This is a genomic window from Psychromonas sp. L1A2, from assembly GCF_009828855.1.
Lineage (GTDB): Bacteria > Pseudomonadota > Gammaproteobacteria > Enterobacterales > Psychromonadaceae > Psychromonas.
The window spans coordinates 2,442,439-2,456,418 of record NZ_WUAG01000001.1; the positions used below are offsets into that span (position 1 = coordinate 2,442,439).

The window sequence follows — 13,980 nt, forward strand, 5'->3', positions numbered from 1 at the left end:
TATTAAATGAATGAATTAAAGAAACGATTACGCTCACAACACATCAAAGCAGATCGTTTATGTGGAAAATCAAACTCTTTGAGCTTAACCATGCCGATATTTTTGGTAATACGCACAACATGATGATTATCGGCTCTAGGTTCTCCCATTATATGCAGCGTTTTATCCTCATCGATAAAACAAGCATGTAATATTGCAGCAGCCCAATTAACGAAGTTTTTATGTCCTAGGAATAGTTTATTACCCACCAACATGTGAACACCACGGTCATAAGGTTGATAGTCATAATAAGGTCCCAAGCGATCTTCTGCTGCCCAATACACTTCAAAATATCCAAAAGGTACACCATCAAAATAACCAACAACCGCCATTGTATGGTCGTCATTAGTTTGCTTATTGATATAGTCGCGATGAGTTTCTAGATCACCTGCTAGTTCCCACATACGTGAAATATTCGGAGTGTTATGCCAATCATTAAAAATCGTTAAATCTTGGTCAACATCAATACACTTGAAGCTAATAACACGCTGTAATGGGTAAATGTAACGTTGGTACCAAACACCTTCAGGTTGTGCTGGTCGTATCGGATGATAACTTCCATTATCAGCTTCAATAAACTGTTCATCTGTTATTTCAGAGAGTGATGAGGACTGGCTCTTCGCCCAAATACCTGCAAACTGGAAAAAGTGATTCCGTTTTAGAATAACTTGACCAGATAATACGTTAGCCCAACTTGGCACCTCAACATCAGTCAAATCTTCCCAGACTTGTTGATCAATAAAGATACATTGATTAAGACTTTGCTTCTCTTCAATCGTTGGGGAAATTAAGCCTGAAAAATAATACTCAAGTACATTAAACCATTGTTTTGGTGACATTTTAGAATCTGTTACTAAGCCAGCAGAAACTGCTTCTGAATAAGATGGCATTTGAGACTGTGCTTCATTCAGCTTGCATAATTGATGGCAACCTTCTCCACTGACATGCCATTCTAATTGCCATTGTTGCCAATTCGATTCAATGGTTAGTTGTTTACCTGATTGCTTAAATGTTAAGTTTAATCCGGTTTTTTGTTCTGCAGGATCTGCTGCATTAAACAAAATAGGTTTGTAAGTTAATCGCGTTTTTTCATCTTTTAGTAAACGATAAGGATTATTTACCCCCTGATAAATTTTACTGGGATCTTTCAACTCAGTTTCATTATCGATGCCTAAGAAACAAAAAAAGTTACCTTTAATTTTCAATTGTTCTGAGGTTAATAAATAGGAATAAAATGATCGGTCACAAAAACTATGTTGCGAAAGTTGACTAAAAAATTGCTGGCTAATACGCAATAACCCTTGGCTATCATCATCAGATAATTGTGTTGATAATGCGGCCACTACACTGTTTAGTGAATTCAAAATTAAGTAATAACTGAAATATTCATTAACTGCCTCACTTTCTACAAAATAAGCAGGCGGATTAGCGGCGAGTAGTGGAAAACGTTTTAATGCAGTATCGGTATAACCCGTTCCTTGGCAATCCCTAAAACCCCCACCAACGGGCAAATACCCAGCTAATGTCACTAGCAAGTTTTGTTGGTGGGCCAACAACACTAAACCATAATCACTTCGAGCAACAGCAACGGGTTTAATGACATTTTCTAAAAAGTGTTCAAACCACATTTTACTGGCTATTGATGTCGATATATTGCGATCTTCGGCTAGTTCAGACACTAAGTTAACAATAGGATTTTTTCCATCTTGGCTTTCTTGGGTCATTGCTGCCAATGTAACAGTGGTTTCTTTGCCGGTTAAATAGCGATTTTCACGCCAACAAAATAAACTGTCTAATAACAATTCACCACTAACACTTCTTAACCCACACCATGCAGGTTCTTGTAAAACATTAAATTGGGGAAAACGTTGTTTAAATTCCGCCCCTGCTAATTCATTACTGACTTGTTGAAAGAGTACGCCGCGAGACAACTCAATTGGAGATAAGTGGCGAATAGAGTTAGTTAATTTCACCGCTAAAGAAAACTTTAACATCCAACGACTTTCTGATTGCCATAATGCACGCGTTGAAGAAGTGGCTCGCCAAGTTCTGCCCTGTTTATTCAAATCAACAATCGAACCTTCATCAAAATACTGCTGAATAATGACATTATTAGCCAGTACTTCTGCTTGGTGAGGGTGAACAGGATAAGGAACAAAACCAACGGGAACAGGCAGTTTAATATCAGCATCTTGATAACTTTGCAGTAATAATTCAGAGAGGGAATCTTCAGGGTTTATATCTTGTGTATAAGCACTTTCCCCTGCAATGAGTTCTTTTTTTACAAAATACCAATGCAAAGCAAACTCACCGGCATAATCGGGGCTAAATTGTTGAGCTTGTTGCTGAGACCAACCTTGGTGTGCTTTACTGGCTGGGTGTAAATTATGCCCGCCAATTAAACTCTGTTCAGCTGCAATAAAGCCGTCAATACTTGTCTTGCTTTTACGATGAGTCATAACATCTGCCATGTGTTGCTCACTAGCAAATACTTGTTCTTTAAATGCATTAATTTGATGTTGGCTATAGCTATTCTGAATACTTGGATGGTTACAAATAAACACAACAACTTGTTGGAAGCCGATGTCTTTCTCTCTACCTTGATCGCGTATTTTAGCTGGCCACTTAAAGCTGAATCGCTGTACTAATGAGTCATGTAATAAAGATAAAACTAACGTACCTTCAGAACTGGTAATGGTAATTTCTTGTTTATTTTTTTCATACTCCTTCCACTCATTTAATAATGCATTGAGAAAACCAGTCAATGCTAATCGTTCTGTATAGCTATACAGCATCATTAAGATCCTTTTCCGTTATATCTAAAACATTACTAATACTTAATCGTTTAAATCCTCTTATTTACAAAACACTTATACATTCATTATGTACATTTATTTAATAAACCATTGAAATAAAAAACAAATTAAATAATAATAATTATCATTAAGATTAGATGGTATTGCAAATGATAATAATTGTCATTAAGTTTAATGTAAATTATTTATTAATTAAATATTAACTCTGTAACTCTTTAACCGTTTAAAGCCCGTATTTTATTTATCAAAAAGGTGTCGAATGATAGAAATTAATCAGCAACAATGGCAGGAAGTGAATAATCAATTAAATGCTAAAATCATCAGTGAATTACATTATGAAGAATTGCTTGAACTGAATGTAAAAGACATTGTTAACAATACACAAGAAAGTAAAAGCCAAGTGAAAATGGCGCAAAAAAAGACGGTTTGTTATCAATGGAACACAGCGCAGATCACATGGGAATTTCAGGCTAAAAAACATATTTGGGGCAATATCATTATCGATGATAATTCGCTATCTCGTAATGGTAAAAAAAATATCAATACCGCTGAGCTACTTAAAGATATTGCCAATGACATTAAATTAGACAATATAATTTTAGGTAATTTAATCGAAGAAATTCAGCAAACGTTATATGCTGATTTACAATCAATGAAGTCTCTTAAAAAATACACAAGATCTGCTCTACTCGATTTATCTGGTGTTGCATTACAAGCCGTTTTAAAAGGTCACCCGAAAGCACTCGCCAACAAAGGACGTTTAGGCTGGGGAACATCTGAATTGGCACAATATGCCCCTGAATATGGGCAACATTTTCAATTGCATTTTATTGCCATTAAAAAAACATTAACCACCATTGGTATTGAAAGAAGCCTAAAAGAAACGCACTATCAAACGCTAGTGCGTATGTTGACAGAGCTAATGTCACCACAGCAGATGGAGAGCGTGTTTAAAACACTAGAAGAACAGCATATTTCACTAGAAAAATATTGGATAATTCCAACTCATCCTTGGCAATTTCAGCATTATATTACTTCTCAATTTACAGCTTTATTGGCTGATAAAAGTATCATTGATTTAGGGATCACTGGTGATTATTACCAAGCGCAACAGTCAATTCGCACACTATCGAATATAACGCGACCTAAAAGAAATGATGTAAAACTGCCTATCACTATTTTAAACACTTCTTGCTACCGAGGTATCCCAGGTAAATATATTACCTCTGGTGCAGAATTATCTGAATTTATTCAACAGCGTTGTGATCAAGATAGTTTTCTTAAAAAATCAAACTTTAAAGTACTAAAAGAATGGGCGGGTATCCATGTCACGAATCCGAATCAAGTCGATATTAAACAAACACCTTATCGTTACAATGAAATGTTAGGCGTTATTTTAAGACAAAGTCCTGCGGCGATTTTAGCAGAAAATCAACAAGACAAATTAGCAGCGGCTTTAATGCAGAATGATGCAAATGGTCATAGTTTAATAGCACAATATATTGAAGCAAGTGGTCTCGACATTAACGCTTGGTTAACCAAACTATTTGATAGAACAGTTATTCCGCTTTATCATCTGATGTGCCAATATGGGATTGCGTTAGTCTCTCATGGGCAAAACCTAACGTTATTAATGGAAAATCATATTCCTGTTGGTTTGGCGATCAAAGATTTCCATGGAGATTTACGCATTGTAGATGAGGACTTTCCAGAACATGCTGAGTTACCAGCACATATCGTGCAGCAGCTGACTAAACTGCCTGCTCAATATTTATTACACGACTTATATACTGGCCATTTTGTTACAGTATTACGGTTTGTGTCACCTTTACTTGAAGAGCAACTCGATTACAGCGAACAAGATTTTTATCAATTACTGGCACAAAGAATAGTAAAATACCAAGCGCAGTTTCCAGCATTAGCAATACGCTTTAAACAGTTTGATTTACTCGCTGAAAAAGTTGAAAAAATTTGCATAAATCGAGTCCGTTTTAATATTGGTTACCAAGATACTAGCGAACGTTTATTGCCAGTGCTGGGACAACCTCTCAATAATCCCCTATTCCCTGATACTGTATTGACATCTTAACAAATGAAATACTTCACTAGGGGTGATTAAGGCTTATGAACAAAGAGCTATTTATTCATGAGCCTTGGTAAACTCTATTGATATATTTCAAAGCCTATTAAAATATTTTCTGACTTTACAGGCACTGATAAAGTACAAGACTGATCTTGACCTAAATAAAATACGAAGCGACCTCTCATTTACCCCACCATGCTAATTAAATAATTAAGCAAAAATACAAATATAAAAACCAGTTTGATTTACAATACTTTATACAATGTCTTATAAAATTAATTATTCATCATAAAAATACATAAGGAATAAATGTAATGGGTTTTTTATCTGGTTTAGCATCTCTCTTTTCAAGCAATACAAGTCATTCAACAGAGCAAGCGTCGGTAGAAGAAAGTATTGAATATAAAGGATTTACCATTACGCCTAATCCAATGAATGAAGGGGGACAATACCGACTCTCTGCCATTATTGAAAAGGAAGTAAACGAGGTTGTTTTATCACACACTTTTATCCGCTCAGATGTGATTGCAAGCCGAGATGATTGTATCGAAATGACTATTAGAAAAGCTAAAATTGCCATCGATCAGATGGGGGAATCTATTTTTAATTAATGGATTTTTTAATTAAAAATAGACTAAAAATACCATAATCCAATTGATAGCTAGTAATACCAAAAGAATTAATAAGATGATCATTCTTGCTGGTTAAAATCCCCCCTAACTGCGTTGTGAGTTTTGAAGTGAGAACAACTATCTCCTGCAACTTACGCCTTATTAGTGTTAATTTTTCCTGCGCAATCTCTGATCACTTATTTAATTCGATTGGTATAAACAACATAGCTATCAATAGATAAAGGGTTTCAATAGAAGTCGTACGCTAGCTTTCGCCCTAATGACTTAAGTATTGATAATTTAAATGTTGATAATTTAAATGTTGATAATTTAAATGTTGATAATTTAAATGTTGATAATTTAAATGTTGATAATTTAAATGTTGATAATTTAAATGTTGATAATTTAAATGTTGATAATTTAAATGTTGATAATTTAAATGTTGATAATTTAAATGTTGATAGTTTAAATGTTGATAATTTAAATGTTGATAATTTAAATGTTGATAGTTTAAATGTTAATAGTTTAAGTATTGAAAGCTTAGGTGCTGAAAGTTGAAGCATTAATAACTGAAATAATATGTCGTCGAGCACATTCTTTTAACTTATTAACTCTTTTCTCTTTATTAGTTTATCTATTCAGTGACTTATTAGGAATGGAGAAATAAAGATGTTTTAAGATCCCTTCGATAACTGATGAGTTTGCCGATAGGTTTCTTGTATTACCCAAGCATCATTGCTGGCACGATGACGTTGTATGTTTGACTGAATAATTATTTTATCTTTAGTTTTATGCCAAATTTTCATTTGTGCATCGGAAAGAATCATTTCTAGAGAGCTAACAGTAAATTTCATTTCTACTCCGGAAGCGTAAAAAAGCGTTGTCAGCCATGGCTTATCAACCACCCAACCATCAGAGTACAAGGTCTTCCCTGCTAACTTATCATTGAGCAAACAAGCAACTTCCGAGACAGATTTACCGTGGATTTTTAGAGTTTCTCTTGAAATGTGATGTACTTTTTCTGCTTCTTTATTCCAATGCACCCACCCTTCCGCAGGGAGTATCAAAATACAAAACCTTTCACCATTACTTAAGACTAAACCAACTTCAATAGGATAGCTTTCTCCACCAAAACCAGATGCTTCTATATCAATGATATTAGGATTATTCGAATAATGCATAGCATAGCCTATTTAATTTAGTTGTATAACACTTACTTTGAGACGAAACACCCTATGCTGCCACTTAATTTTAGATCATTTTTTGTACAATAATCATTATTAAATTTTCTCTTTATTTTTAACTCATCGGATTAATAAATTAAAGCGATAAAAGGTAAAATACAACCAATATGTTAACACTCGAAAGCTAATCCTTCTTGAGCCATCATTTTTTGAACAGAATCTAATTTGAGCATTGCTTGAATATGTTTACGTAGATTTGGCCAATCTTCAGCTCGACTATCGTATCCGTGACTCCAATAAGTAATCATAAACAGATGGAAGTCAGCACCACTTAACTCATCACCTAAAAGCCATGGTCCTTTTTTGCCTAGATCTGTATTAAGAATATCCCAACAACGTGCTAATACTTGATTGCCTTTCTCCTTAATTTGTTTCAAGTTAACATCACCACTAATATAATTCTCAGGATGAGCCCAACGGTCAACCGCTTCTTGTAATGTATTAGACATCCAAATTAAGTATTGGTAATAGTAACCTCGTTTAGGGGAGTTGAGTGCAGGCGCTAAACCAGACTCTGGATGTTGATCCAATATATACATCAATATTGCAGAGGATTCATAAATCACTTGGTCATTATGCTGTAACGTCGGCACCTTACCATTTGGGTTAATAGCTAAATACTCAGGCGTTTTTTGCATTTGTTTCGTTAAGTCAATTTCAATCAACTTATAAGGTACACCTAACGCTTCTAATACCGCATGAGTGGCCATATTTGCACCACCACGATCCCAATATAATGTATAAATAATATTTATCCTTTTTTACAAAAAAAGTGCCATTAACCATCAATAACAGACCAAGTATCACTAATATTTTACTTACTTTCCCATACTTTGGCTTGCTTGATAGCATCTTGCAAAAATTCCCAATCAAGCAAACTTTGTTGATAGTCACCCGCTTTACCATTCAATACGATACCGTATGTTTTTAATCTATACGCTAAAATTGAATAGAAGGCATCAACTGCACCTACCTTTTCAAACATATATGGCAAACGAGCTTGTTCAAAGATAGTTTCTATTCTTGATATTTCATTTTTAATGCCATCATTCAAGGTTGATAGCGGGCTTAGTTTTTCTAAAGTAAAAGAACATTGTCCTCTTAAATTCATAAAACCGGAGTGCAACTCACTGCACAAACTTCTGGCGATCGCCCTTTCATTCACAGTGTCAGGAAAAAGCTCGCCGTTCGACTCTTCATTCAAATATTCAACAATGGCTAAAGAATCATGAATAACTAATGAATCATCAACGAGTGCAGGCACTAAACCTGATGGTGAAAAGGTCAATACTTGTGCTTTATAGTCTGCATCCGTTAAATCAATGACCTTAATATTAAAATCTATATTCGTTAATTGGCCGCATATCCAAACTCTAAGTGACCATGTTGAATTTTTACCGACGATTAATTCCATTTAAACCTCATTAAGTTGCTTAACTTGATTTACTTGATAATCTTTGTATAAAACAGTGGCAATAGCCATCTATTGATCTTTATCATTCACTGAAATAACATTAAATGCAAACAATGAAACATAAGGGAGTAAATCAAAGTTAAACAAGGAACAAGTTTTAACGAGATGAAAATTTAAATTTGGTAGTAGAAAGTCATAAAATGATAATTGCTATTATTTTATTTCTGTATTAACTTACAATTCAACAACATAGCCAACCCAATGACGATCACTCTTTTCAGCAACGACTAACGCATCCTCAGTTTCATTTGCACAAGCAATTAACTTACCTTCAAACCAAATGGCACTTTTACCAATTGGCGTCCATATTCCAGTGGGTTGATTGTGATTTGCCATTGCAACTAACATATTAAAATCACTCGAGTAGCTCTCTAAAAAACGAACGTCAGTTGCATAACCATTTTGACCAATTAATACGCCAGCCATATATATATTTGCACCAAGTTCATTACAGGTTTGAGCGTGAATAGGATGAGTGATATCGGCACAAATAGCATTAGCAATATTCAGTTCACCATTTGAAGATTGAACTTTTACAAGATAATGGCTCGTTCCCTCAGTAATAAACTCCTCTTCACCTGTATGTAAATGCATTTTACTATAACTACTAACATCACCTTCAGCAGAGATAATAACAATAGCAATATGAATTACGTCGCTGACCAATAAGGGAACGCCAACAGCAATAACGATCTTATGTTTAATTGCAGACTCAATCAACGGTAATAGCCTTTTATCATCAAGAGTGAAAGCGAGCTCTGAGGCGAGTTCTAATTCATAACCGGTAAGAGATAGCTCAGGGAAGACAAGATAAGATAAGATAAGATAAGATAAGATACACCAGTCATAGCCGCTTTTTCTATTGCGAGTAAATGACTTTTAATATTGGCCGAGACGTCACCTTTCGATGACGGAATTTGAGCAACTGCAATCTTTAAATTCTGCATACCAATTCCCTTTGTAGTTGATAACAATTACATCTGTATTTTAATAGTTTGTTATACCGTCACAACCACCTATAAAAACAATCTTTAGAAAGGGCCTACAGAACCAGCATATCTATACAAAATCATTAACGAACAGTTAAACCTAGCGAATGTATTCTCTATAAACAATCACTTTATTAGCTGTGACTTTACCACTGCGTATTTTTCTCTCAACAATTTTTTAATCTCTTCTTTGTGATTTAAATATTGTTGTATTGCTTCATCAGATTCAGTCTCTGGGCTTAAACCTTAAGGATCAGCCATTCAGTGTTCCAAAAGTAACAATGAAAGTAAGATGTTTACCATCTACTATGATAGGAAAGTTAATTTCAGCAGTATCACCAAAAAAAGCAAAGCCGTTAAATTCGATATTCATATAATTTAATGCCTGGAGTGCATATAGAAGCGCTAGAAGACTCCAATAACAGCATTTAACAAAAAGTGATTTTATTTAATTACTGCCAAACTTTTTTAAAACCTGGGTGCGTATAATAAATAATGATGATTTATATTTATGCTTTATTGATAACTGACTTGAAAACCCACATTAATTCGCTTTTAAATAATTCTATTGTCTTTCACTAAAGCGCGTCGTATGTTTTTACACATCTTACCGAAACGATTAAGCTCATCAAAAGTTGGAGTACTCCCTCTGTTAATTTCATGTTCCCAGTAAACTATTTCTGTATCAACTAATTCCATTAATTTCTTGGTACAAGTTGTACAACTGTTATTTGGGTTACATTTGAAGGTATCTTCTTGGTATATCGGAAACTCTGCTTTTACTGCATCAATGATATTTTGCATTGCAGTCATTCTATCGGGCTTTTTATTCACCAGCTTAAATCCAATGGTATTGTAATAATGATTAATAACAATATTACTCTCAAAGAATATGAATTTATAAAGGTAGATCAATAGAATATGAATTTTAGGTTAGTATCGCTTGAGCTTAATCATTAAATATCTAGCTATATAACAAAGCTGCAGAGTTGTTTCTATAGCTTAAAATAATTTAAAAACAGTTAACAACTTTTACTTCATTCAAGTCGTATTAGCGAGAAAACTCATCTAGAGCTTCAATTGCTAATGCAGCCTTATCGGTTTGAACGAATATATGATCATGATAATACGCAGCAATCACATTCGCACTAATACCTTTATCAGCTAACTTAGCTGAAACGGCCGCAGTTAAACCAACGGCATCAAGGCTTGAATGAATAGTTAATGTTATTCCTTTAAATACCGATTCGAAAGGGAGGTTTCTGGCTATTGCTGCTTCTTTAGTAACCACTAAGGTCAACCCCTCTTGTTCTTTAAAGGATGCTATTGGAGATAGATCGTAGAAATCACGATACTCACCTTGTACGGTACAAAATACATATTCATCTGGCATCAATGCTGGCGACATAGACTCTAGCAGCTTGTTTAAATTAGTTTCTCCAGCCATTGGATTTTCCTTTGTTATTGATCATCAGTTTAAAGTCAGAATAAGCTTTATTAATAATAATGTCCCGTCCTAAAATAAGTAAACACATTTAGCACGACGTACTTTAAATAATAAGTGTTTCACATGTAGTAAAGAAAAAGGATTGGTTAAATATTTAATAAAATCTAAACAAAAAAGTCTTATCACTTTCAGTAATCAGTCTTTTCTAATGTGATAGTAGATGTTGGAAAGTTTGAATAGTTAATACTTCAGAAAGCAAAAAGTCTCATCACTTTCAGTAATCAGTCTTTTCTAATGTGGTAGTAGATGTTGGAAAGTTTGAATGGTTAATACTTCAGAAAGCAAAAATGCTCATCATTTTCAGTAATCAGTCTTTTCTAATGTGGCGTGGTAGATGACGCAGGAGAGATTTGAACTTTTTAATACTTCAGATAGCGAAAAGGCTCATCACTTTTAGTAACCAGCCTTTTCTAATGTGCTAGATGACGCAGGAGAGACTTGAACTTTTTAATGCTTCAGATAGCGAAAAGGCTCATCACTTTTAGTAACCAGCCTTTTCTAATGTGGTAGATGACGCAGGAGAGATTTGAACTTTTTAATGCTTCAGATAGCGAAAAGGCACTAACAGTAAACTGTTAGTGCCTTTTCTAATGTGGCGGAGGAGGAGAGATTTGAACTCTCGGAGAGCTATTAACCCTCGCTGGTTTTCAAGACCAGTGCATTCAGCCGCTCTGCCACCCCTCCGCAGAACGAGGCGTATATTATAGAAACTAATAAAAAAGCCAAGCACTTTTTGTTAAAAAATGTTTGTACGCTTACTTTCTAAACAAGCTTTGTTTAATAAAGGATCTTTAGCTTATTAAATAAACGACTTTAATAACGTTCAAAGATTATAAGCACAAAATAATGACTAACTTACTTCATTTTAATGTTCTAGTTCCTATCTCTACTCATCTGGCGCTAGTGTTACAAACTCTTTTATTACAAAGTTATTTCTGCCCGTTGATTTTGCTTCATAGAGAGCTTGGTCTGCACATTTGAACATATCACTTATAGGCAAACTATGATTTACTACATCAGTTGCTTTAATAATGGTTGCGCCACAACTAAAAGTCATGTGAGGGGCTGTTTGAGATTTAGGGTGTACTATATTTAGCGTTTTCATTGCGTCACTGATACTAAGTAATTTTTTCTGTAAATCATTTTCACTCATATCGCTAAACAATAAAGTAAACTCCTCTCCGCCATATCGTGCACAATAATCATTTGCACGCTTACATTGTTGTTTTAGAATTTGTGCTACATCAACCAGTGCTTGATCGCCTTGTAAATGGCCAAAGTGATCATTATATTGTTTAAAATGGTCAATATCACACATAACTACAGCAAAACTAATACCTTGACGAATACAAAGGTCTTTATGAATTTCTAACACAGCCAAAAGCCCATGCCTGTTCATCAAATTAGTAAGTTGATCTGTGGTCGCTTGTTTTCTTAGTAAATCATTTTGTTGCTGTACTGTGTTAATCAATTGATTAACATTATTAGAGACAACCATCAGTTCTTTAACAGAAAATTTATCATCTAATAACTTAAATCCTAGCTCTTCATCAATTAATTTAATACTTAAAGCTAACTTTTTTACTGGTTTAATAATAGTGTGAGTAATTAGATGGTAGAACAGATAGATAAATAAACTCAGTATCGAAATAAATATCAGGCTATGCTCGTTAAGGAGAGGCGGTAAATCACCTTTACTGTGCTTAATTTTTAAAATAATAACTGGTAAACCATTTGTATCTTGAAATAAGATATGTCTATAAGGTTTAACACCTTCTACTATTACTCCCTCACCCCACAAAGGTAATCCATTTAAGTTTTTATCTAAAATATCATTATCTATGCTTATTGTTGTTAATGTCGATTGATTGAGTAAATCGAGGAATGGCTGCTCTATTAATTGGATAAAAATTAAAAATCCACGATTATCTCCAAATTTATTAGAGTCTCTTACTTGAAAAGCACTGAATAATGCAGGTCCATATTCAGTATTAATAAATCCTTCTTTATGAGGAGCTCCTTCTCCATTGATTGGAATTGGCAATATTTTTGAATTAAGCGGATATTTTTTAAAATTATAAAACGAAAAAATCAACTCCTCATCACTAAGATGGTGTACACCTTTAGTGAATATAGGCTCTAATTTTTCATTTAGATAAAATATGCCATCTACTTTGAGACTGTTAAAGGTATCTTGCACCATATTTTCTTCTATATATTATTCATTCAAATCATGCATAAAATCATAAGTTGAGGTCCAAACAGAATAATCATAAGTTAAGCGAGATAAGGAAGTTAAAGCTGCTTGTACACCATAATCTAAAAGCTTTAATTCTTTTTCAGCCAATAAAGCGATATTTTTTTCTAGCTTAGGTAACTCAAGAAAATAACGATAACCGATAACCGTACTCGAAAATAATAGAAATAGTACAGTAAGTACACGAAGCTGCAGTTGCTTAAAGGATAATGGTTTCATAATGTAGCGGCCATTTTTATCTAAAATAATAAAAAGAAATTTACTAGCTGATTTAAAATACAAAATAATAATAGTAACTTAAAATTACACAAATTACCTATTATTAGGTATTTCAATTATAGCCTCGAATGACTATAAGTAAACCGAACCGAATAATGAGGGGTCTATAAAACGTGACTTGATTAGCAATGCTGTAGTTTTTAAACCATTTGCTAATAATAAGTTTCAGGTATCTTGTATCGGTGGATTGTAAAAGTACTATGGCTAAAAGAGAACAAGACTCATTATTCTAAATGGTGAAGGATTTAAGTAATGTAAAGTAGATGATAAGCAGCTTTGTATCTTTTAAAAGTAATACCAAAAGAATTAATAAGGTGATCATTCTTGCTTGTTAAAATGAATCCTAGCTTCGTTGTTGATTCTGTAATGAGAATAAAACTAGTTACCGAAATCAACGCCTTGCTATTTTCTATTTTCGCTAACGCCTAAATAGACCATTCATTTATCCAGATTGGCATAACACGATAGAAATGAAAATGAGCTTCTTAAAAAGACACTCTTTCTCTTCTTATGGAAGATGTAGTACAAAAACTTAAACCTATTAATACATCAAAAAATAAAAACAGATGGCACAGGAAAAATTAAATTTTTAATACAGCATTAAAGGCAGATGATGTAGGAGAGATTGAATTTTTTAATGCTTCAGAAAGCAAAAAAGCACTGACAGTAAACTGTAAGTGC

At 33.9% G+C, this 13,980-nt stretch carries 11 protein-coding genes and 1 tRNA gene; 2 read left to right on the plus strand and 10 right to left on the minus strand.

The window, feature by feature from the left end:
* Positions 1-2: 2 nt before the first annotated feature.
* Complete coding sequence (locus tag GQR59_RS10315; protein WP_236546713.1) at positions 3-2,837, minus strand: GNAT family N-acetyltransferase; 2,835 nt, start codon at positions 2,835-2,837, stop codon at positions 3-5.
* 277 nt (positions 2,838-3,114) lie between these two features.
* On the opposite strand from GQR59_RS10315, the gene GQR59_RS10320 reads away from it, so the two are divergent.
* Both GQR59_RS10320 and GQR59_RS10325 read left to right on the plus strand, forming a co-directional pair.
* Positions 3,115-4,944 (plus strand): IucA/IucC family protein, encoded by a 1,830-nt coding sequence (locus GQR59_RS10320; RefSeq protein ID WP_160062225.1) that lies wholly within the window; start codon positions 3,115-3,117, stop codon positions 4,942-4,944.
* 308 nt (positions 4,945-5,252) lie between these two features.
* Positions 5,253-5,549 carry an HlyU family transcriptional regulator gene (locus GQR59_RS10325; protein WP_160062227.1) on the plus strand — a complete coding sequence of 99 codons (297 nt, stop codon included), beginning with the start codon at positions 5,253-5,255 and terminating at the stop codon, positions 5,547-5,549.
* 674 nt (positions 5,550-6,223) lie between these two features.
* On the opposite strand, the gene GQR59_RS10330 is transcribed toward GQR59_RS10325, so the two are convergent.
* The 9 genes from GQR59_RS10330 to GQR59_RS10370 all read right to left on the minus strand — a co-directional run bounded on the left by GQR59_RS10330 (position 6,224) and on the right by GQR59_RS10370 (position 13,239).
* The gene (locus GQR59_RS10330) at positions 6,224-6,730 is read right to left on the minus strand and encodes a hypothetical protein (RefSeq protein WP_160062229.1); all 507 of its coding nucleotides are present in this window, start codon (positions 6,728-6,730) and stop codon (positions 6,224-6,226) included.
* A 173-nt stretch (positions 6,731-6,903) separates the two neighbouring features.
* Positions 6,904-7,548: a glutathione S-transferase family protein gene (locus tag GQR59_RS10335; RefSeq protein WP_268892996.1), complete on the minus strand. Its 645-nt coding sequence runs from the start codon at positions 7,546-7,548 to the stop codon at positions 6,904-6,906.
* A gap of 59 nt (positions 7,549-7,607) precedes the next feature.
* A complete protein-coding gene (locus GQR59_RS10340; protein WP_160062231.1) occupies positions 7,608-8,207 on the minus strand; it encodes a glutathione S-transferase in 600 nt (199 codons plus the stop codon).
* 234 nt (positions 8,208-8,441) lie between these two features.
* Positions 8,442-9,104: a carbon-nitrogen hydrolase family protein gene (locus GQR59_RS10345; protein ID WP_160062562.1), complete on the minus strand. Its 663-nt coding sequence runs from the start codon at positions 9,102-9,104 to the stop codon at positions 8,442-8,444.
* A 707-nt stretch (positions 9,105-9,811) separates the two neighbouring features.
* Positions 9,812-10,090 (minus strand): hypothetical protein, encoded by a 279-nt coding sequence (locus GQR59_RS10350; protein WP_160062233.1) that lies wholly within the window; start codon positions 10,088-10,090, stop codon positions 9,812-9,814.
* 217 nt (positions 10,091-10,307) lie between these two features.
* Entirely contained in the window at positions 10,308-10,703 is a 396-nt protein-coding gene (locus tag GQR59_RS10355; RefSeq protein ID WP_160062235.1) for an ACT domain-containing protein, read from the minus strand.
* Between the two features lie 653 nt (positions 10,704-11,356).
* Positions 11,357-11,447 (minus strand) — tRNA-Ser (locus tag GQR59_RS10360).
* A gap of 202 nt (positions 11,448-11,649) precedes the next feature.
* The gene (locus GQR59_RS10365; RefSeq protein ID WP_328600619.1) at positions 11,650-12,978 is read right to left on the minus strand and encodes a sensor domain-containing diguanylate cyclase; all 1,329 of its coding nucleotides are present in this window, start codon (positions 12,976-12,978) and stop codon (positions 11,650-11,652) included.
* A 3-nt stretch (positions 12,979-12,981) separates the two neighbouring features.
* Positions 12,982-13,239 (minus strand): hypothetical protein, encoded by a 258-nt coding sequence (locus GQR59_RS10370; RefSeq protein WP_160062239.1) that lies wholly within the window; start codon positions 13,237-13,239, stop codon positions 12,982-12,984.
* Between the last annotated feature and the right edge of the window lie 741 nt (positions 13,240-13,980).